Raw genomic sequence first — 19590 nt, forward strand, 5'->3', positions numbered from 1 at the left:
CTCCATGGAAGATTGTAACAAAGCAAGCTTAATTCTAGCTAAACAAAAGCTCATTGCTTAAGCAAAAGATAAGACGCGCTTTAGGGAGACTTTCATTCACCCGGTTACAATTACCAGCGAGGTGAACGAAAATGGAACAAAGAAAAAGAACTGGCCTTATCGACGCAGCTCGCGGATTTTCCTTGCTCGGCATATTACTGGCCAATATGCTTATCTTTCAATACGGGATCTGGGGAAAAGACCAGATGCAGTTCTATTCGCTGTCCGCTTTGGATACCACGGTTCGGACCATACTGGAAATTACCGTAGAACACAGCTTTCTGCCTATTTTTACTTTCCTGTTTGGGTATGGGATGATCAAAATGAAAGAGGGCCTGCAAGCAGCCGGCAGGAAACCCTTCTGGGCTTTGGCCAGACGATTTCTGTTTTTATTTGTCATTGGGCTGCTGCACAGCCATTTTCTTACAGAGTCTGATATTTTATCGTTTTACGGGTTTATCGGATTCTTTTTGCTCCTGTTTCTAAACCGAAAGCCCCGGACGCTGCTGATCTGGGGGACTTCTTTGCTGCTTCTATTCAGTCTGTTGGGACTGGTGCCGGAAAAAGAAAAGGCTCCCTCCTCTCACAGCGTCAAGATCGACTTTGCCCAACAAGACTATATCAAAGAAACGATCATTGTCTACGGAACCGGTACCTATAGTGAGATCAAGCAACACAGGCAGCAACCTGCACCCATTATGGAGGAAGAACCCATTGCCATTCTCATCTTATTGCTTCTGACGCCTTTGCTCACGGCACCCATGTTTTTGTTCGGTATGTATGCTGCGAAAAAAAGCTGGTTCCAAAAGCCACAGGATGAGCAGGGAGCCTATGGGAGAAGAGCGTTGATTTTTTTGGCGGCAGGGTTCTGTCTGAAGGTGCTTCCCCATCTCTTTTCCGACCAAGCCTGGGCCTCTACTGGTGAACTGGCAGGTGCCAATTTGGCCGCACTTGGCTATCTCTTTTCATTTGCCTGGCTCTACAGCGCACGGATCTCCTCTCCCTGGATGAAACGGTTTGAAGCTGTGGGAAAATTGTCTCTGACGAATTACCTGATGCAAACCCTGGTCTGTACAACCATTTTTTACGGCTATGGCCTCGGTTGGTTTGGAAAGCTGGGAGTCGCGGCAGGCTGCGGTCTCGCTCTCCTTCTGTATGCGCTGCAGCTCTTTGCAAGCAAGTGGTATTTGCGCCACTTTTCCGCGGGACCAGCCGAAAAGCTTCTGCGGATCTGGACTTATCTATCCTTCCACGGAAAGGTGAAAACTCGCGCACCACAGCTCCAGAGGGAAACGCTGCAATCGCGCCCGCTATGAATTACCCGCATGTAAAAAAACCTCCAAACGTCCTCTTTCGGGACTTGGAGGTTTTTACATCTGGCCACGTCTTTTCCACTAACACTGCTTTTGCTTGACTGACCACTTTTGTCAGTGAAGACAAGTATAATGGAGAGAGAATGAATACCGTTTCCAAAAGGAGGAGTTGTACATGGAATGGAATTATTACAATACCTTTATCACGATTGCTCCTGATTGTCCCACGATCATGGGCATTATTCCGCCAGATAAGAAAACAGGCAAAACGAAGCATAGCATCGAATACGAGCTGGTTTCCCAAGCTCCCTACCACTATACCCAGGAAGAGCTCCTCTACGAGGTGTACATCCGCCACAAAAACATCTCCCAAGAGGAATTGGCTGAAAGAGGCGACGAAATTCGCGCGGATTTTTTCAGTAAGCCCAAGGCGTGTATGAGAGCCTCTGCGCTTCCCAAGAAATTTGGATGGGGAATCCATTTTAACGAAGAGGGAAAGATGGCGTTGATCCCCGTCGACTCCCCTGAGTATCAGCGTTTTATCGATGGTGCTTGCGGGCCGGTTAAGCTTGTGCCGGCGATGAGAAGCAAAAAGAGCAGCTGAGCCAAAGACTACTGATTCTTACCGGGATGCTTCCCATCTTTGCAGCGCCCGTCCGGCCAACTGACGAATCGCCACGTCTTCCATTGGCGGATTATGCAGGCCAAACCGCACATCGCGATACATCCGCTGCAGCGGGTGAGAGAGGCTCAGACTATGCGCTCCGACAATCCGCATGGCTTTATCCACGACGGTGAGCGCCGTTTTTACAACAAATGTTTTGACCGCTGCCAGATCAGCATTTTGAAAACCAGGTGGCGATGCTTCATACTTTCCCTCCCACTCGCGCGCCACACTGTACAAAAGTTGCCGTGCGACGGTCAGCTCCAGCTCGATTTCACCCAGCAGTCTCTCGACATGCGGTGTCTCGATAACTGGACGGCTTAGGGAAGCCGGAATGTATAAAGTCGCAAAGGAGATTGCCTCATCACGCGCTGCCACTGCAATCCCCAGATAGCATGCGGGGATGTGGAGCAAATACGGATTCGGCTTGCTATAGACAGTCTTGTCTACTTTACTGACCAGGGCCTCCTCGGGGACTACTGCCTCGGCCAATACCAGGTCGTGGCTCGCCGTTCCGCGCATGCCGACCATGCTCCACGTCTCCTCAACGGTGACCCCTTCTGTGTCCTGCGGGATCAAAAGCTCGACCACTTCATCTGTCCCTTCCAACGAAGCCGTGACAAGAAACCATTGCAAAAGGGGCGCAAATGTCGTAAATGTTTTTCGGCCATTCACCACATACCCTCCCTGCGCCAGAGGAACGGCTGTGGTACGGGGTCTGCCTCCTCTCGACGGACTCCCGCCTCCCACTTCCATGGCTGCCCGGTTCAGGAGCGCTCCTTGGTCCACGATTTGTGTGCAGACACGGACGAACACCTCTTCCGGCTAGGGACGATTCCAGGCCAGATCATGAAGTGTCCCCATATGCCAGCCAATTCCAAGCGCAACCGAGGGATTTGCCTGCGCCAAACGCTCTTGACCTTGCAGCCACGCAGAGAGCGGCATTCCTTTCCCTCCGTACTCTTCCGGTACGTTCCACGCCGGGTAACCAATCCTGCGCAGCGCCTCTACATGCTGGTGCGGGACTGTGCCCCGTTCATCCATCAGTTGTGCGTCCCGCCTCATCTCCTCGATAATCGGATCGAGTTGCCGCAGTCCTTCCTTTACCTTGCAACGCTTCTCGGGAATGCGTTCTGTATCGACCGCCTCCATTACAAAGTATCGATCCTGTGACATACACTCCTCTCCTTTCTGTCTCAGATGGATAGCGGCGAATGCGAGAAAATACGGCTCAGCACCTGTTTTTCCAAAGAACCGAAAGCTGCATCCGCCCTGTCGCGGGGCCTTGGCATGTTTTGCTCCAAATCCAGTTCGATCTGGCCGCGATCAATCAATAGAATGCGATCGGCCAGACGCACCGCTTCGCTGACATCATGTGTAACCAACAGGGTTGTAAAGCGAGTCTCCTCCCAAAGCGAAGAGACCAGCTCTTGCATCTCCAGCTTTGTCAAGGCATCAAGGGCGCTCATCGGTTCATCCAGTAAGAGCAGATTCGGCTTGCGTACCAAGGCACGCGCCAGTGCCACGCGTTGCTTCTGGCCTCCCGACAAGGTACTTGGCCAGTCGTCTCTTCGTTCTTCCAGCCCCACCTGCCTGAGTGCTGCTTTTGCCAGAGGCTTCCAGTCTCCAGACAACCCCAGGCCGACATTGTCCAGCACTGTCTTCCAAGGAATCAGGCGACTGTCCTGGAACATGACGGTTGTCGCTTCATTCAGCCCGGTCACCTCTCTGCCGTCGAGGGAATTTTAAGCTAAACATGGTTAGTTAAAGTAACTTTGCTATCTCCCCCTTTTCAATGTTTCTATGCAGTAAAAATATACCTGCTTAGTACCTGTGCTCCTTCTACCCTCGCTAATTTTTTTCCTCGACGGCGATGCCGGCAGCTCTTAAATGCCCGTAGGCAACGATTCTACTAAACTGAGATGAAACTTCATCTGCAGGAAGGGGTTTACCGTTTTTAATCCACCAAATTACAATCCCCATGAAAGACGATCCGAGGTATTCGATCAGCAACTCCTTGGATATCGCTAATGAGGAGTTTCCCTGAGCAGGTTTCCACCCCTCAATTAATTTATCTTTAATGATATTCTCCATTTTCGCTTGAAACTGATAGATTCTATTCTCTTCAATTAACATGGAATGGTAAAAGGTCATATTTAGAGAAATATGTTCCAGTACAGTTTGCATGACTGTCTCGAGTAGAGAAATACTGAAAGGATTCATGCTGATGGGACAAAGAACGACTGCATCCTTTAATTCGCTCAACAGTTCATTCATACATGTATCTAATAAATCAGGCTTATTTTGGTAGTGAAGATAAAAAGTGTTTCGATTGATCATAGAACGATCGGCAATATCCTGGATCGTTATCGCTTCATATCCTTTTTCCTGAATAAGCTCATAAAACGCCTTTCGAATCGATTGTTTCGTGCGTAGTATTCTTAGATCGGTTTTCTTGTTCATTGTTTTCCTTCCCCCTAAATTTATTTAGAGTCGTTAAGCGACAAAGTTTTATGAGTTGTCTGTTATACTTCAAAACTAAAAATATTGAATATTGAGCGTTATATTAACCTCTATTATAATGAGCAGCAGATAAATAAACAACGTATTGTTCATTATTTATCTAATGACTAAAAAATAAGAGGAGGATTTTCCAATGACATTCAGCCATCAAAACGAGCTTGTTCGTAAGGCAGTCGCCGTGCTGGAAAGTTTTGAGAGCGGCAACCCTGAAGCGTTTACGGCTTACGTTCATCCAGATCAATATATTCAGCACAACCAGGCCTTACCCGATGGTCGTGAAGCCATGCTTGGTGCACTTGATCATTTAAAGGAGATTGGTACAAAGGTAAGCATTAAGCGTACTTTAGTCGACGGAGATTATGTGGCTCTTCATTCTGTATATGATTTTCACGGCCCTAAAATCGCCTTTGATATCTTCCGTTTTGAGAATGGACTAATCGTCGAGCATTGGGACAATTTGCAAGAGATGGAGGAAAAGACACCAAGCAATCATACGATGATTGACGGACCGGTTACGATTAAGGATATCGACAAGACGGATGCCAACAAAGCGTTTGTCAAAAGCTATGTTGAAAACATCTTGCTTGGGAAGAACCCCGACCTGCTTGCCTCTTACTTTGATGGAGATAACTACATTCAGCATAGCCCGCATATTGCGGACGGTCTTTCCGGCCTTCACGCTGCTTTGCAGGCTCTGGAGGAGAAAAATATTGAGTTTCAATATACTCATGTCCATCAAGTCATCGGACAAGGCGATTTTGTTCTTACAGTGAGTGAAGGTCTATTTGATGGTCAGCCTACCGCTTTCTACGATTTGTTCCGCGTAGAGGATGGAAAGATCGCTGAGCATTGGGATATAATCGAGGCCATCTTGCCGGCAGAAAAACGAAAAAATTCGAACAGTAGATTTTGAAGTTTGTGTAGCTGAATCGCAAGAAAGACATCGCCGAATTTAATTACGGTGATGTCTTTCGCTTCACGAATGTACTTGAATGGTAAATTTTATAGTCCAATGGATACAGAAGCGTTGCTTCAGCAACGCTATTTTTGTTCATTGCAATGAAGTGACCGTATGACGAGGGGGAGAGGATCATGAAATTGCTGACACAAAAAATGATGTGGCTGGGAATAGCGCTCGTCCTGATCGTGTTGACCGTATTCGGGGTAGCGATGATGGGATCGGTGCTTGGAACGAAGCCAAAGGAGCTCCCGGTGGCCCTCGTTATCCTTGACCAGCCAGCGCAGCTGCCGACTGGAGGAACGTTTGCGGTAGGGGAAATGATCCGGGAAAAGTTGGTGTCGAACCCGGCAATGCCGTTCGTCTGGCATATCGTGGATTCCGAGGAAAAGGCTCGGGAAGGACTGGATAAACGCGAATATTACGGAGCGATGGTGATTCCGGCGGATCTGAGCAGCGGTTTACTCTCGTTAGCAGCTCCCTCGCCGATTCACCCTAATGTGAAGATCATCGCCAACGAGGGTATGAACACCCAAGCCTCGATGGTCGTAAGACAGGCAATGAGGCAAGCGATGAAAATGATCAGCGGGGAACTGTTGCAGCTGCTGCTTGGGCAGATCGGGCAGCAAACGGAGCAAATTCCGGTTGAAACGGCTAAAGCTTTAATGACACCGGTGAACGTTCAGGAGGAAGTCGTGCATCCGCCGGGGGTGAATAATGCATCGGGGAATGCGCCGGGTTTGTTGACCCAGATCATGTGGATCGGCAGCCTGGTGACCGGAGTAGTCTTGTTCCTGGCTAGCCAGAAGGCGGTCGCCGCGGGTTCAAGGAGATGGACAGTTAGCGCGCTGCAAGCTATTGGGGGATTTGCGATCGTCGGCATAGCGTCGGGCTTCACCATATGGATGGCTTCGTCGTGGTACGGCATGGAACTGGCGAACGCGGGGGAGACTTGGTTGTTCTTATGGTTGGCCGGATCGGCGTTCTTCTTGTTGCAATCTTCCTTGCTGAATTGGATCGGATTCCCGGCTATGCCGCTGCTCGTACTGCTGATGTTCTTCTCCGTGCCGCTGCTGAACATGGCTCCGGAGTTCTTGTCACAGACGACGCGAGATTGGATCTATTCGTGGACGCCACTGCGGTTCGCGGCAGGAGGGCTACGGGAAGTGATGTACTTCGGCGGACTGGACGCGGTCGGCTCAAACGCCTTCGTTTTGTGGGGCGTCGCCGGGGGATTTTTGGTCTTGCTGCTCGCTTCCGGATTTAAGGCCGGTCGAGCGACAGATGCGACCCCTACTTCTGTTACGGGCGATTAAAATAAAGTAAGAACAATCAACGTTGCGTTGTCGGTGTTTGGTTTGGATAGTGTGGTTCGATAGGTTTGTTGGACTAAATCATGCGCACGAGATTAGCCCGGTCGTTTCCTTGGAGGGAGCGGCAGGGATTCGACTCTTTTAGGTTGAAATTCGCTTAGCGTACAAAATTTCCGAAATGCTGACGGTACCCCATTTATCCAGTTCATTGATGGACTAGAACAAACAGGAATGAAATTAGGGGACATCGCAGTTGTTGCAGTTGGATTGTTCATTTTTTAGAAGTATGAATTCTCATAATATGACAGGGGCGATACTATGGCAGAAATAAGTTGGATATTATGCCCTATTTGCAAAAACAAAACACGGTTGAAAGTTCGCGAGGATACAATACTTGAAAACTTCCCGTTGTTCTGTCCAAAATGCAAACAGGAAACCCTAATCAATGTACAACAACTAAATAGTATCCTCTGCACTAAAATTGTCGGCTTCCGTATCGATACTTCATGTTTGCAAACTTATCAAAAATCATCAGTGAGCTTTTTCCCTTTAAATAGCCCATGAATTCCGACACACTTAGTTTAGGAGGGATGCTTACCAGCATGTGGAAATGATCCACGTAGGCTTCCGCTTCAACAATTTCTACTCCTTTTCTCTCACAGGGCTCCCGAAGGATTTTTCCTATTTCTTTTTTCGTTTGCCGTAAATTACTTGTCTACGGTATTTCGGAGCAAATACAATATGGTATTTGCAGCTCCATTTTGTGTGTGCTAAACTGCTGTTGTCCATCCTTTGTCCTCCTTGATTATATGTGAGCGGTTGGCAGACCAGCTCTCATGATATCATCGAGTTCAAAGGATCACTACTTACAGCTATAAGCTTTCCGGAACCCCCAGTTGAACTGGGGGGTTTTCTTTATACAACAACCACTAACAGGCTGCAAACGACAGGTGTTGCAGCCTGTTTCCGATTCCCGTCAGTCCAGGCGTCAGGAAACTTGCCTCGATCGTCCAGGGACTCCTCTGTTACTAATTTTTTCTTTTATCGCTACCAGCAGCGCATGGAATTTTTCTTTTTCCTCAAAATGAGGAAAGTGGGCCGATTCCTCGAACCAGATAAACTGTTTCTCCGGTGCAACCAGCTTTTCGTAGTACTGGTACGCCACTTCAGAAGGGGTCATAAAATCATATTGGCCCATGCAAAGATAGACAGGAACACGTAACTCCGGAACGCTTTCGCATAATTGCGTCTTTTCGGTTTGCGGCATAATCGTGTTCCGGGAAAAGGAATCGCCCAGTACTAAGCGAACTCCATCAATCCAGGTATACTCAGGCGCAAGTAAAATCCCTTGAACCAGCTCTCGATACGTATTGCTTCTCCGCTCAGAGCCACCAAATGTTGTTACCCACTTCCGTTCCAATGTCGTATCCTTTCGGGGATTTTTATACGGAGGCGCTCCGATGTCTTCAAGCTCCCTTATGGCCTGTACATTCTTTTGTTTTCGCGCCTCTTCCAACGCAAATTGATAGGAGACCTGTTCTCCGCGCATGGAGTTTGCCACCTGTCCAATCCCGATATAAGCATGATAGTGTTCCGGATATTTTTGGACCGTCCATGTGGCGAGTAAGCTTCCCCACGAATGCCCTGCAAGAATGATCTTTGCTTGATGAAACTTCTGTTTCAGATAGATTGTCAGTTCAACGGTATCCTGAATCAGGTGATCAATTTGCATGTCCTTCTCAGTCAGACTTATCTGATAGGACTTTCCTGATCCCCGTTGATCCCAGTTAACGACGATAAAATCCTTTTCGAGTTCCGTCTGAAACTTCCGGGCATATGCGATCTGGGGATATCCCGGCCCCCCATGAAGAAAGAGCAAAATCGGATTTTGGACATCCATGCCGCGAATCAAGATCGACTGCTTCACGCCTCCCAGTTCGACTTGCTCTAGGACTGCGATACTGTTTGGTACCAGTTTCCCACTTTCGTCCCTGATGGCGGGTGTCCATGAGGGAAAACACAGCAAGAGGAGTAGGAAACCGAGCGACCCCAAAATAAAACGGGTTTGCCTTCGCTTTAACCGAACCATGTTGCGACATCACTCTTTCTATCTTCATCTGCCGTTCTTCCCTTGGCAATCGCAAAACGATGAGCGTTCCTCTCCCCTAACTCGGATTCAACTTCAATCTTCCCATGTTGGGCAGGCACGATGGCTTTCGTACTACAAAGCCAGCTTAAAAGTTATTTTTGGCTGACCGTTTGATGGGGCATCCATTTTAACGAAGAGGAAAAGATGGCCCTGATCCCCGTCGACTCCCCTGAATACCTTCACTTTGCCCAAGGCGGGGACGGAAATCTGAAGGTACTGGCTGCTATGCGGAGCCAGCGGGCGAAGTAACCACAGCTACATCTTGCATCATCAAAAGAACCGGACAGTGATCGCTTCCCATCACCTCTGAATCAATACAAGCATCGACCAGAAAGGGAGCGAGCCTGGAGGATGTCAGAAAATAGTCAATCCGCCAGCCGATGTTCCGCTCTCTCACCTTTGGCATGTACGACCACCAGGTATAGGCATCGGTCCGATCAGGGTAAAAGTGGCGGAAGGTATCCACAAAACCCGCTTCCAGCAACCGGGTCATTTTTTCCCGCTCTTCAGGTGTAAATCCGGAGTTGTTTTGGTTGGATTTCGCATTTTTCAAATCGATTTCCTGATGGGCAACATTCATATCCCCGCAGATAATGACAGGCTTCACACTATCCAGCTGCTTCAGGTACGTCCGAAAGCGGTCTTCCCATTCCAGCCGGTAATCCAGCCGGGACAAATCGCGCCGGGCATTTGGGGTGTACACATTCACCAGATAAAAGGCGTCAAATTCCAGTGTGAGCAAACGACCCTCCGGCTCCCGATCCTCCTCCATGCCGTAGCGCACCGACAGCGGCTGGATTTTGGTAATAACAGCCGTACCGGAATACCCTTTCTTCTCCGCGTAATTCCAATACTGCCTGTACTCCTCCCCAAGCTCCAGGCATACCTGTCCTTCCTGCAGCTTTGTCTCCTGAAGACAGAATATATCCGCATCTGCTTCTTGGAAGTATTGTTGAAATCCTTTGTTGAGACAGGCTCTCAGCCCGTTGACATTCCAGGACACTAGCTTCATAGGTGGCGATCTCCTTGCAAAAAGATACTTTTCTTGCTGCTTTTAGTGTAACATAAAATTTTCTATTTCTTGTTTCCGATAGCATCGTGAGTTAAAGATGTCCCGAAATTCTTCCCTCCGCTGAAGTATCCTTCTAAAAAGGGTAACGTATTGTCATCCCGTTCGTACCATCTAATAATTAGGTTAATTCGCTTTCCCATTTGTACGAAGGAGGCTTACCCTGCGTGAAGCGCTTCATCCGTCTGCTATCTCACTTTACCTATCAAGAGGCGATGTCCTGCCTGTTTCCCGTCTTTATCTTCGGGTCGCTTGCTTTGTCCAAGCTGATCAGCCTGCCGGGACTGCCGCGCTATGACCTGCTGCTTATCCTCTGTCTGCTGTTCCAGATTTTCATGGTGAAAAGTGGTCTGGAAACAAAAGACGAGCTGAAGGTCATCACCGTCTTTCACCTGATCGGGCTTGCTTTGGAAATCTACAAAATACATATGGGCTCCTGGTCTTACCCGGAGTTCGCCTACTCCAAAGTCTTCGGCGTCCCGCTTTACAGCGGCTTTATGTACGCCAGTGTCGCCAGCTACCTCTGCCAGTCCTGGCGCAGACTGGAGATCTCACTTGAGAATTGGCCGCGTCACCGCTTTGTCGTGCCGCTCGAGGCTGCCATCTATCTGAACTTTTTTACACATCATTACATCTGGGACCTGCGCTGGATATTAACAGCCGCTATCTTTCTGGTGTTTTGGAAAAGCCGCGTCTATTTCCGCGTGGACAAGGAGCAGTTTTGGATGCCTGTCCCCGTCTCCTATTTTCTGATCGGCTTTTTCATCTGGATCGCCGAGAACATCGCTACTTTTTTCGGAGCTTGGCGATATCCAAATCAGGCAGAAGGCTGGCAGTTGGTTCATGTGAGCAAGTTCAGCTCGTGGTTTTTGCTCGTGATCGTCAGCTTTATCATCGTAGCGGAGCTGAAGCATGTGAAGGAACATTTAGCCGGGCGCTCCTCTCATCATGAGACGATGGAAACCGCCAAAAATTAGCGACCCGCCGGTGACAAAAAAGACGATGAAAAACGAGTGGTTCCAGTCGCTGATCAGTCCGGACATGACAGGGGCCAGGATCGCTCCCGCGGAGAGTACGGCAGAAAATATGCTAAAGGCGCTGCCGTACAACTCCTTCGGCGCCTGAATCGTCAGAATCGTCGACAAGGCGGGAAACAGCAAGCCTGTGCAGCAGCCGAGCAAAAACATGATGACATACAAAGAGAGAGGATACCCCATTGCCAAGGTATACATGAGGATCGTCAGCAAACCAAGTCCGATGAGTGTCCTTTGCTCCGGTTCAATCCGCGCCAGCCAAAATTGACTCAGGATCGCCATCGAGCCCAATCCCTTCAGACTGAATAAAATACCCGTCACCGATATGGAGAGGCTCTCCTTCTGGACGTACAGCGGGATTTCATAAATAATTGTCCCCTGCGCGTACATGACGGCAAAACCGCCAAGATAGGCAAGATACAGCTTGCGGTTGACCATAATATCAATCAGCGTCGGTGTGAAAGAGCCTGTTTCAGCCGTTTTGGCCAAGCTCACAGAGGATGATCTTGGCTGCTTGACAACGCTCGCCGCTCTGCCCTCTGCTGTGGAAAGATTCGGGGTAAAACGAGCGGGTGTCGCTGTCCGAATCGACTGATGAAACACCTCTGGCTCCCGCTCTTTTACCACCCGTCCCGGTAAAACGATGAGCGCAAACGCCCCCGCGACCCACATAATTCCGCCCAAAATGACAAAAGAAGGGCCGTAACCGAACTGCACCCCCAGAAAGCTGCCTACAGCCGGTGACAGTACGGCTGCTGCGGTCAAAACCATCCCGTTCTTCGCCATTAACTCGCCCTGCTCCGCCTTCGTGCGTCCTGTTTCGCCCAGCATGGCAAAACAAGCAGGGGAGACAAACGCCATGAGGAAGCCCAACAGCAGCCTGAGGACAAAAAAGGCTTCCGTCTGCTGAACGATTCCTTGGCCGGCCAAAATAAACCCGGAGAGGATCAACGAATAGGCAATAAACCACTTTTTGGGAAAGCGATCCAAAAAAGGACCGGCGACCAGATTTCCTGTCATGTTGCTAATCCCGTAAGCCCCCAGGACAAAGCCAATCATCGCAGTGGAAGCCCCCAGAACATGCATGTATGGAGCCAATAGCGGAGTCTGCGCATGCATGTCAAAAGAGACGAGAAACAAAATCACAAACAAAAGGAAACGCAACGACTGCCCACTCCCTCCGACCTCTTTTGTCCCATGTATATGTCAGGAGTCGTCCCAATAGAAAAGACTCTCCAAAAAGGAGAGTCCAAGCAGGTCGTTTGCGGTAAAATTATATGTTTTCCCCGCCAAATGGCAGTCCCTTACAAATCCCGCTGAGCGCCAGCGTAAGAAATGGTAATCCTCGGATTGAACCACTCTTCGTAGATGCCAGTATCCCGGCCGGATGGGTCGACCGGCACCTCAAGCTGCTCGATCCCGCCCGCTTCGATCTCGATCGGATAATCCGAGAGGACAGGCTGTTTTTTCCTTCCATCCTGGCCGAACACGGTAAGCTCCAGTTTGACCGATTTTGCCCCGTGATTCTTCAGAACGATCACACACGAACCGTTTCGCAATCCGTCAGCCGAGGTTTTGGCTGTGCAGCGTGACTGATCTTCTTTGTATTCGATCATGTAGACGCCTTTGGCCATCGTCCGCTGGTACCAGCGAACCACCTCCTGCTGATCAGGCAACAGAGCCGGGAAAAGCATCAGCAAAAGAAACGTGAGAATCGGCCGCTTGGTTACATAGTAAAGCAGGCAATACGCGATGATCATCAGGCTCAGCGGCACAATCGCAGCGTAATGCATGCCCGTCGTCCCTCTCGACCAGGCAGGAAACCCCATGCTTTCCACGAGGGTATCGATCAGATGCATCTCATGTGGAAAGCGAATATTCAATACCCAGGCGATGAGAAACAAGCCGATGCCGATGAGTGCCAGTCCCCATTTTCTGCGAAACATGTTCAAACTCCCCTTTTCTCTCTTCCCCAAGCTGGAAAACGCTCTTTCTTCTACAAAGATAGACGAATGATCACGTACGAAGGATACACGAAAAACAGGAAAAAGGGCCTCCCATACGTCTGTGGGGCCCTTTCCCTGTATTTGGCCGGGTCTGACCGGGAAATTGCGTGACGACAAACCAATCAAGTCATCAAACGTGCGCTTTCAAACCCAGAGAGCTTTCGTGGAACTTGATATTGGCGTATTTCTCAGTAGCGACGCGAAGCTGGTATTCGCTTTCAAACAGCATGACCGGACGGCCGTACCGGTCTGTCACCGTTTTGGACTTGATTGCATCCAGCGCGGCTTTATCTCCTTCCAGCCAGCGGGCAATCTGGAACGGCATACGCGTCAGAACGATGTCAACCCCATACTCTGCCTTCAGTCGATATTCCAAAACCTCAAACTGCAGCACTCCGACGACGCCGAGGATCAGCTCCTCCATCGGGTAGGTCCGGAAAAGCTGTACGGTTCCTTCTTCTGTCAACTGCAGGATACCTTTCTGGAACTGCTTGTGCTTCATCGCATCCTTTACCATCACCTTGGAGAAAAACTCCGGTGAGAAGTGCGGCATCTCTTCATATTCAAAGGACTGCCCGACACACAGCGTATCGCCAATCTGAAAAATGCCCGGGTCAAACAAACCGATGACGTCCCCCGCAAAGGACTCTTCGATGATTTCCCGGTCCTGAGCCATGAACTGTACCGGCTGTGCCAGTTTGATATCCTTGCCGAGCCGCACATGCTTTACGCTCATCCCGCGCTCGAAACGGCCGGAACAAATGCGCATAAAAGCGATGCGATCCCGGTGGGCCGGATTCATGTTGGCCTGGATTTTGAAGATAAAGCCGGAAAACGGATGTTCACCAGGTTCGATCAATCCGACATTGCTCTTCTTCGGCGATGGCGGCGGTGCGAGCTGGAGGAAGTTGTCGAGGAAGGTCTGCACCCCGAAGTTGTTGATGGCACTGCCAAAGAAAACAGGGCTCAGCTCACCCTTGTCGATCAGGCCACGGTCAAACTGGTCGCCGGCAACATCGAGCAAGGAGATTTCATCCTGCAGTTGCTGCCACAAATCTTGACCGACTCGCTCGCCAATGATCGGATCATCGGCTCCGCTCACCTCGAAAAAGCGGATATCTTCGTGATCGGAGTCATTTTGATACAGCTCGACGCGCGATTTGACACGGTCGAAAACTCCGGAAAAGGAGCTGCCCATCCCAATCGGCCAATTCATCGGGTAGGTGCGAATCCCGAGTACCCGCTCAATCTCTTCGAGCAGTTCAAACGGGTCCTTCCCGTGACGGTCCAGCTTGTTGATAAAGGTAAAGATCGGAATCCCCCGCATCCGGCAAACCTTGAATAGCTTGATCGTCTGGGCCTCGACCCCTTTGGCGACGTCAATAATCATCACGGCAGCGTCTGCGGCTGTCAGCGTACGGTACGTGTCTTCACTAAAGTCCTGGTGACCGGGGGTATCCAAAATATTGATATGATGCCCCTTGTATTCAAAGTCCATCGCACTGGAGGTTACGGAGATACCCCGTTTTTTCTCTATCTCCATCCAGTCAGATGTAGCGTGCTTCGAATTTTTTCTCCCTTTGACCACTCCTGCTTCACGGATGGCGCCGCCAAAGTACAGCAGTTTCTCCGTCATGGTTGTTTTTCCGGCGTCCGGGTGGGAGATAATGGCAAAGGTACGTCTTTTGGCGATCTCTTGCTGCCACTGAGGATTGATTTGACTCATCTTCATTACTCCTGTCGCGTGCGTCTCTTTCATCATTCATTCTTTACGATTATAACGGCAAATCCGTGCGTCATCTAGCTAGTTTTTTTTTGCCAAACGGGTATAATGTTAGTTGTAAAAATTTTTTGACTGTAACTATCGATTCGTTAAGGAGGTACGCTATGTCTGCAAATGAAAATCGCGCGGCTTCTTTTCGCCAGTACGTGAAAAAAATGGTGAGCTACAACCAGGCTCTCGCCGTCCTTCACTGGGACAAAAACACACAGGCGCCGAAAAAAGGGATGGATGCTCGTTCGGAAATCATCGGTGTGCTCGCTGGAGAACAGTTCAAGCTGGCAACGTCCCCGGAAATGGAAGAGCATCTGGAAGCCTTAAGCGAAGCGAGCGTACTGGATTCGCTGGATGAAGTGACCCGCGCCACTGTGCTCGACTGCAAGAAGGACTTTGAACGGAATAAAAAGATCCCGGCAGATCGCTACCAGGAGTTTGTCGTTCTCACCTCGCAAGCGGAAACGGTCTGGGAAGAAGCACGGGCCAAAAACGACTTTGCTTTGTTCCGCCCTTATCTGGAGCGAATCGTCAATTTTCAACTGGAGTTCATCGGCTATTGGGGCGACGACGGCAAAAACAAGTACAACACCCTGCTGGACCTGTATGAGCCCGGGATGACCGTCGATCAGCTTGACCCGATCTTTGCCACCCTGCGCGAGAAAACAGTGAAGCTGGTCGCAGCGATCGCGGATTCACCGAACAAGCCGGATACCTCGTTTTTACATAAGCATTTTCCGGAAGCTGAGCAGGAAGCATTCAGCCGCGTGATCCTGGAGAAAATCGGCTATGACTTCCAGGCAGGCCGGATGGATCGGAGTGTTCACCCGTTCTGCACATCGTTCAACCCGGGTGATGTTCGCATTACCACCCGCTTTGACCCGAATGACTTCAACTCGGCCTTGTTCAGCTGCATTCACGAAGCGGGCCATGCCATGTATGAGCAAAACATTGATCAGCGCCTGCTGGGCACCACCCTATGCGACGGTACCTCCATGGGCATTCACGAATCCCAGTCTCGATACTGGGAAAATATGATTGGACGCAGTTTGCCGTTCTGGACTCATTTTTACCCTGAACTGCAAAAGGCATTCCCTGCCCAGTTTGCCGGTGTCAGCGTCGAGCAATTCTACCGGGCGATCAACCATTCGGCTCCTTCCTTTATCCGCACGGAAGCAGATGAGCTTACCTACAATCTGCACGTGATGATTCGCTATGAAATCGAAAAAGGCCTGATCAATCAAACCATCGAGGTCGGCGATCTGCCAGCAATCTGGAATACAAAAATGAAAGAGTACCTCGGTATTGTACCAGAGAACGACAAGATCGGCGTGCTGCAGGATATTCACTGGGCGGGCGGCAGCTTCGGCTACTTCCCTACCTACTCGCTTGGCAATGTCTATGCTGCCCAGTTTACCCATGTCATGCAGCAGCAAATCAGCGGCTATGAAGATTTGATCGCTTCCGGTCAATTCGAGCCGATCCGTCATTGGCTGAAGGAGAATATCCATCAATACGGCAAAATGAAGAGTCCCGGCGAGATTGTAAAAGCGATCACCGGCGAGGGTACCAACGCAGAGTACCTGATGAATTATCTGGAGAAAAAGTTTTCAGAGATCTACAACCTCTAAAAAACCAAAGCATCTTTCCACACGGAGAGATGCTTTTTTCGTTCACAATTGCGCCATCGATTCTTCAACGGTTCTTCACAAATCCCCAACAAATTCCATACAAAACTGATCTATGATGAGAGTGTAAGCCAATCATTCAAAAGAGGGATGAAAAATGACAACGACCTTTACACAATGGCTGTGGGGTTTGGTACACGAAGAAGAAGCCGCACCGTTTGAACGGAAACAATATGTAAAAAATGAAATGGAACAATTCGTACCTGTCCATCACGAGGAACTGTTTCCCTACCCGCAACTGTAAGGAAACCTAGAGATAATCCAGCCCTAAGGAAACCGAGTCAAACGAGCTGCCAATTTGGCAGCTTTTTTCTTTCCTGGGATGCCCGAAGCTGGCGCGGCATTTTTCATTTCCGATTCCATCACGTATAGTAAGAAGCAGACAGTCACCTCTTACAGCGATCCATATGCAACGATCAATTTGACCAAGGAGTGGCCTTCGATGCAGCCTTTCACCGACAAATGGCTTCCTACCTATATTCGCCGCAATCTGATCGTGCTTTTTTGCGGCATTAATCCAGGGAGAGTCTCCGCAACCGCTGGCTATCACTATGCCAATCCGGCCAATTTATTTTGGCGCGGACTCTTCGCGGGCGGGTTGACCCCTTTCCAGCTCAAACCGGAGGAAACGTCACGTCTGCTCGATTTTGGCTACGGAATTACGGACCTGGTCGCTCGTCCCACCCGCTCCTCCGGTGATCTCACGAACGAGGACTTCACGACGGGAGCGGAGCAATTCGTCCAGATGATCAGCGTCTATCGCCCTCGCGTGATCTGTTTCAATGGGATCACGGCCTTCCGTCACGCGACAGGCAGAAAAAAGGAGCCGATTCCTCTCGGCCTTCAACCGGACCGATATTTTGGAACGTCGGACTGGGCTGGGAGCTATGTGTTCGTCATTCCCTCTACCAGCGGCGCTAATGCGTCGTTCACACGCGAGGAGCGTCTGGCCATGTTTTCCGAGTTGAGCTCCTTTTTGCAGGAAAAAGGCTGGCACCCGTTTCGATAAACCGGAATACAGCATCTGCCTCATCCGGCTTCTTTTTGCGTATAAAAAACCGCCCTCTCTTGAACGGTCCCCCAATTGGTTGGATGGGTAGTGCAGTTCAGTGAAACGGGCGGTTTTTGTTTTTGTTGCCTCATGATCCAGCGTATGTTACCGCGTGGCCAGCATTATTTCGCTGGGAGCTGCTTATACCACGCAATAAAATTGTCAACGACCTGATCCAAAAAGGCAATCGTCGGCTCGTGGTTCAAATGACCAGCTTCATCAAATTTTTCGTGAACAGCGCCGATATAGACTTCATTCCCCAGAATGATCGGAGACGAGACGCCTGGAGAAAACAAAATATCGCGTAAATGCTGCTGAGCGCGAACCGAACCCAGCATGCCCATGGAGGAGCCTGTAACCATGGAAGGTTTCCCGATCATGACTTTATCCACGCGCGACAGCCAGTCAATCGCATTTTTAAGGACACCCGGGATTGAGTAATTGTATTCCGGCGTTACCCACAGAACAGCATCGGCAGCGGCAACTTTGCTTTTGAAATCCCTCACGGCTTCAGGCGGATCATTCTCAATGTCCTGGTCGTAATGCGGCAGTTCCCTGATCGGCAAAATTTCGATCTCCAAACGGCCGTGGTAGCGTTTTTGCATAAATTTGGCGAGCTTCAGGTTAAATGATTCCTTGCGAATGCTTCCTACAAGTGCAACTACTTTCATGAACGATACCTCCAAGTGGTCTTAATCGTTTAATATGGCGAGTAGACAGGTTTCGCCGTTCAAAATCACTCTGATTCGGAAGAAACTGTAAAACGTTCGTTTTTATGCTGCGGCTTCTCGATTTCATCCAATACGGCAATAGCAAAGTCAGCATAGCTTACATAACTTTGCCCTTTTGTATTCACTAAAAGGTGATCTTTTCCTTTTTGGTAAGACCCGGTTCTCTTCCCTTGCGGATCGAAAAAGGCAGATGGGCTGACAAATGTCCAGTGGATGCCCGTAGATTGCTGCAAGTCCTCCAGGTTTTTTCCCTGGTTTTGGGCTGTCGCCAGATACTCTTTCGGAAAATCCGGCGTTTCCATGACACGAATTGTTTTCGCTTCGTCGACGAACAGACTTCCCGCCCCGCCAACGACGACCAGTCTTGTAGATGGTGCGCCTTTCAGTGCCTCGATCAAAACTCTGCCTGCTTCGACATGGAGTTGCTCGCTGCCTGGTGCTGCACCGAATGCATTTACCACCACGTCAAAAGCTTTCAGATCATCTGAAGTCAATTGAAAAACATCTTTCTCCAATACAGCCACCCTCGACTCTGTCAGCTTGGAAGCATTTCTCACGATAGCGGTAACCTCATGACCTCTTTCAATTGCTTCTTTCGCAATGAGACTCCCTGCTTTCCCTGTAGCTCCGATTACTCCGATTTTCATTATGATATCCTCCTGCCTTTTTAATTAGCGTAACCATTAAAAGATGATTGTTGCGGATAGGACTTTGCCATTGGCATGACCGTCTGCACGGAACGAAAGGAAGAATATTGGACAAAGCGTTGTAGCGTTGTAACTAACAACACTACAACTGTCTTAAAAAAAAATCAATTCGCACCGCTTTTTATTTTTTGTGTGAGCTGATTCACTACCTCGTCTACCGTGATAGCTGCCAGGAACTGCTCCATTACGTTTTGGGCGCGGCTAAAAATAAGCTGCAGAACCGCTTGTATGTTTGCCCCAACCGGACAATCGGGGTTTGGTTCCTCATGCATGTGGAAAAGCTGATCTTCCTCCACTACGTCAACCGCACGGAAGACTTCCAGCAAACTGATTTCATCCAAACCTTTCAACAAGTAAGCTCCGCCTGTTCCGGCGCGGACATTGACTAATCCCGCTTTTTTCAACTGTCCCAAAATCCTGCGAATCGTGACAGGATTTGTATTTACACTCCCTGCAATCCATTCAGAAGTTCCGTGAGCGTCCTTGGCGATTGCCAGCAGAGACAAGATGTGGACAGCAATGCTAAATCGACTGCTAATTTTCATTTTGATTCATCCTTCCGTTGTAATCA

Annotated in this window: 21 protein-coding genes and 1 pseudogene; 9 read left to right on the forward strand and 13 right to left on the reverse strand. The window is 49.5% G+C overall.

Annotation, left to right across the window (positions count from 1 at the left end):
- The first annotated feature begins 131 nt into the window (after positions 1–131).
- Positions 132–1355, forward strand: coding sequence for a DUF418 domain-containing protein (locus NDK47_RS16315; RefSeq protein ID WP_251870815.1), 1224 nt, complete (start codon positions 132–134; stop codon positions 1353–1355).
- 172 nt (positions 1356–1527) lie between these two features.
- Entirely contained in the window at positions 1528–1956 is a 429-nt protein-coding gene (locus NDK47_RS16320; RefSeq protein ID WP_251870816.1) for a DUF6157 family protein, read from the forward strand.
- Between the two features lie 18 nt (positions 1957–1974).
- On the opposite strand, the gene NDK47_RS16325 is transcribed toward NDK47_RS16320, so the two are convergent.
- The 4 genes from NDK47_RS16325 to NDK47_RS16340 all read right to left on the reverse strand — a co-directional run bounded on the left by NDK47_RS16325 (position 1975) and on the right by NDK47_RS16340 (position 4479).
- The gene (locus tag NDK47_RS16325) at positions 1975–2691 is read right to left on the reverse strand and encodes an acyl-CoA dehydrogenase family protein (protein ID WP_407653308.1); all 717 of its coding nucleotides are present in this window, start codon (positions 2689–2691) and stop codon (positions 1975–1977) included.
- A gap of 150 nt (positions 2692–2841) precedes the next feature.
- Complete coding sequence (locus NDK47_RS16330) at positions 2842–3192, reverse strand: acyl-CoA dehydrogenase family protein (protein WP_251870817.1); 351 nt, start codon at positions 3190–3192, stop codon at positions 2842–2844.
- Positions 3193–3212: 20 nt separating this feature from the next.
- Positions 3213–3740, reverse strand: a complete 528-nt coding sequence (locus NDK47_RS16335) for an ATP-binding cassette domain-containing protein (RefSeq protein ID WP_407653309.1) — start codon at positions 3738–3740, stop codon at positions 3213–3215.
- Positions 3741–3867: 127 nt separating this feature from the next.
- Positions 3868–4479, reverse strand: coding sequence for a TetR/AcrR family transcriptional regulator (locus tag NDK47_RS16340; protein ID WP_251870818.1), 612 nt, complete (start codon positions 4477–4479; stop codon positions 3868–3870).
- A 193-nt stretch (positions 4480–4672) separates the two neighbouring features.
- Between NDK47_RS16340 and NDK47_RS16345 the strand changes: the two genes are divergently transcribed.
- The 3 genes from NDK47_RS16345 (at position 4673) to NDK47_RS27930 (ending at position 7374) form a co-directional block, all read left to right on the forward strand.
- The gene (locus tag NDK47_RS16345) at positions 4673–5452 is read left to right on the forward strand and encodes a nuclear transport factor 2 family protein (RefSeq protein WP_251870819.1); all 780 of its coding nucleotides are present in this window, start codon (positions 4673–4675) and stop codon (positions 5450–5452) included.
- A gap of 179 nt (positions 5453–5631) precedes the next feature.
- A complete protein-coding gene (locus tag NDK47_RS16350) occupies positions 5632–6813 on the forward strand; it encodes a YhgE/Pip domain-containing protein (protein ID WP_251870820.1) in 1182 nt (393 codons plus the stop codon).
- 315 nt (positions 6814–7128) lie between these two features.
- Positions 7129–7374 (forward strand): cysteine-rich KTR domain-containing protein, encoded by a 246-nt coding sequence (locus NDK47_RS27930; RefSeq protein WP_456151382.1) that lies wholly within the window; start codon positions 7129–7131, stop codon positions 7372–7374.
- Here NDK47_RS27930 and tnpA read toward each other — a convergent pair.
- The 3 genes and pseudogenes from tnpA to NDK47_RS16370 form a co-directional block, all read right to left on the reverse strand.
- Positions 7289–7599, reverse strand: a pseudogene (gene tnpA, locus NDK47_RS16360) (IS200/IS605 family transposase); the annotation flags it as partial. The gene NDK47_RS27930 and the pseudogene tnpA overlap by 86 nt on opposite strands.
- Before the next feature lie 199 nt (positions 7600–7798).
- Positions 7799–8737, reverse strand: a complete 939-nt coding sequence (locus NDK47_RS16365; RefSeq protein WP_251870821.1) for an alpha/beta fold hydrolase — start codon at positions 8735–8737, stop codon at positions 7799–7801.
- A gap of 445 nt (positions 8738–9182) precedes the next feature.
- Positions 9183–9971, reverse strand: coding sequence for an exodeoxyribonuclease III (locus tag NDK47_RS16370; RefSeq protein ID WP_251870822.1), 789 nt, complete (start codon positions 9969–9971; stop codon positions 9183–9185).
- A 224-nt stretch (positions 9972–10195) separates the two neighbouring features.
- Between NDK47_RS16370 and NDK47_RS16375 the strand changes: the two genes are divergently transcribed.
- On the forward strand, positions 10196–11005 hold the full coding sequence (locus tag NDK47_RS16375; protein ID WP_251870823.1) for a DUF817 domain-containing protein: 810 nt from the start codon (positions 10196–10198) through the stop codon (positions 11003–11005).
- On the opposite strand, the gene NDK47_RS16380 is transcribed toward NDK47_RS16375, so the two are convergent.
- The 3 genes from NDK47_RS16380 to NDK47_RS16390 form a co-directional block, all read right to left on the reverse strand.
- On the reverse strand, positions 10955–12226 hold the full coding sequence (locus NDK47_RS16380) for an MFS transporter (RefSeq protein ID WP_251870824.1): 1272 nt from the start codon (positions 12224–12226) through the stop codon (positions 10955–10957). The genes NDK47_RS16375 and NDK47_RS16380 overlap by 51 nt on opposite strands.
- 140 nt (positions 12227–12366) lie before the next feature.
- Positions 12367–13008: a hypothetical protein gene (locus NDK47_RS16385; RefSeq protein ID WP_251870825.1), complete on the reverse strand. Its 642-nt coding sequence runs from the start codon at positions 13006–13008 to the stop codon at positions 12367–12369.
- 190 nt (positions 13009–13198) lie between these two features.
- Positions 13199–14794, reverse strand: a complete 1596-nt coding sequence (locus NDK47_RS16390) for a peptide chain release factor 3 (protein ID WP_251870826.1) — start codon at positions 14792–14794, stop codon at positions 13199–13201.
- A 161-nt stretch (positions 14795–14955) separates the two neighbouring features.
- Between NDK47_RS16390 and NDK47_RS16395 the strand changes: the two genes are divergently transcribed.
- From NDK47_RS16395 to NDK47_RS16405, 3 genes are all read left to right on the forward strand, one after another.
- The gene (locus NDK47_RS16395; RefSeq protein ID WP_251870827.1) at positions 14956–16473 is read left to right on the forward strand and encodes a carboxypeptidase M32; all 1518 of its coding nucleotides are present in this window, start codon (positions 14956–14958) and stop codon (positions 16471–16473) included.
- 154 nt (positions 16474–16627) lie between these two features.
- Entirely contained in the window at positions 16628–16774 is a 147-nt protein-coding gene (locus tag NDK47_RS16400; RefSeq protein WP_251870828.1) for a hypothetical protein, read from the forward strand.
- Positions 16775–16828: 54 nt separating this feature from the next.
- A complete protein-coding gene (locus tag NDK47_RS16405) occupies positions 16829–17539 on the forward strand; it encodes a mismatch-specific DNA-glycosylase (protein ID WP_251870829.1) in 711 nt (236 codons plus the stop codon).
- 164 nt (positions 17540–17703) lie between these two features.
- Here NDK47_RS16405 and NDK47_RS16410 read toward each other — a convergent pair whose 3' ends face one another.
- The 3 genes from NDK47_RS16410 to NDK47_RS16420 form a co-directional block, all read right to left on the reverse strand.
- A complete protein-coding gene (locus NDK47_RS16410; protein ID WP_251870830.1) occupies positions 17704–18252 on the reverse strand; it encodes an NADPH-dependent FMN reductase in 549 nt (182 codons plus the stop codon).
- Between the two features lie 65 nt (positions 18253–18317).
- Positions 18318–18959 (reverse strand): NAD(P)-dependent oxidoreductase, encoded by a 642-nt coding sequence (locus NDK47_RS16415; RefSeq protein WP_251870831.1) that lies wholly within the window; start codon positions 18957–18959, stop codon positions 18318–18320.
- A gap of 164 nt (positions 18960–19123) precedes the next feature.
- On the reverse strand, positions 19124–19564 hold the full coding sequence (locus NDK47_RS16420) for an Rrf2 family transcriptional regulator (protein ID WP_251870832.1): 441 nt from the start codon (positions 19562–19564) through the stop codon (positions 19124–19126).
- Positions 19565–19590 lie beyond the last annotated feature (26 nt).

The sequence above is a fragment of the Brevibacillus ruminantium genome (genome assembly GCF_023746555.1).
Lineage (GTDB): Bacteria > Bacillota > Bacilli > Brevibacillales > Brevibacillaceae > Brevibacillus > Brevibacillus ruminantium.

Excerpts from the sequence above, each read along its gene's own strand:
- NDK47_RS16315 (WP_251870815.1), top strand. The coding sequence starts at position 132 with ATGGAACAAAGAAAAAGAACTGGCCTTATCGACGCAGCTCGCGGATTT.
- NDK47_RS16320 (WP_251870816.1), top strand. The coding sequence starts at position 1,528 with ATGGAATGGAATTATTACAATACCTTTATCACGATTGCTCCTGATTGT.
- NDK47_RS16330 (WP_251870817.1), bottom strand. The coding sequence starts at position 3,192 with ATGTCACAGGATCGATACTTTGTAATGGAGGCGGTCGATACAGAACGC.
- NDK47_RS16340 (WP_251870818.1), bottom strand. The coding sequence starts at position 4,479 with ATGAACAAGAAAACCGATCTAAGAATACTACGCACGAAACAATCGATT.
- NDK47_RS16345 (WP_251870819.1), top strand. The coding sequence starts at position 4,673 with ATGACATTCAGCCATCAAAACGAGCTTGTTCGTAAGGCAGTCGCCGTG.
- NDK47_RS16350 (WP_251870820.1), top strand. The coding sequence starts at position 5,632 with ATGAAATTGCTGACACAAAAAATGATGTGGCTGGGAATAGCGCTCGTC.
- NDK47_RS27930 (WP_456151382.1), top strand. The coding sequence starts at position 7,129 with ATGGCAGAAATAAGTTGGATATTATGCCCTATTTGCAAAAACAAAACA.
- NDK47_RS16370 (WP_251870822.1), bottom strand. The coding sequence starts at position 9,971 with ATGAAGCTAGTGTCCTGGAATGTCAACGGGCTGAGAGCCTGTCTCAAC.
- NDK47_RS16385 (WP_251870825.1), bottom strand. The coding sequence starts at position 13,008 with ATGTTTCGCAGAAAATGGGGACTGGCACTCATCGGCATCGGCTTGTTT.
- NDK47_RS16390 (WP_251870826.1), bottom strand. The coding sequence starts at position 14,794 with ATGAGTCAAATCAATCCTCAGTGGCAGCAAGAGATCGCCAAAAGACGT.
- NDK47_RS16395 (WP_251870827.1), top strand. The coding sequence starts at position 14,956 with ATGTCTGCAAATGAAAATCGCGCGGCTTCTTTTCGCCAGTACGTGAAA.
- NDK47_RS16400 (WP_251870828.1), top strand. The coding sequence starts at position 16,628 with ATGACAACGACCTTTACACAATGGCTGTGGGGTTTGGTACACGAAGAA.
- NDK47_RS16410 (WP_251870830.1), bottom strand. The coding sequence starts at position 18,252 with ATGAAAGTAGTTGCACTTGTAGGAAGCATTCGCAAGGAATCATTTAAC.
- NDK47_RS16415 (WP_251870831.1), bottom strand. The coding sequence starts at position 18,959 with ATGAAAATCGGAGTAATCGGAGCTACAGGGAAAGCAGGGAGTCTCATT.
- NDK47_RS16420 (WP_251870832.1), bottom strand. The coding sequence starts at position 19,564 with ATGAAAATTAGCAGTCGATTTAGCATTGCTGTCCACATCTTGTCTCTG.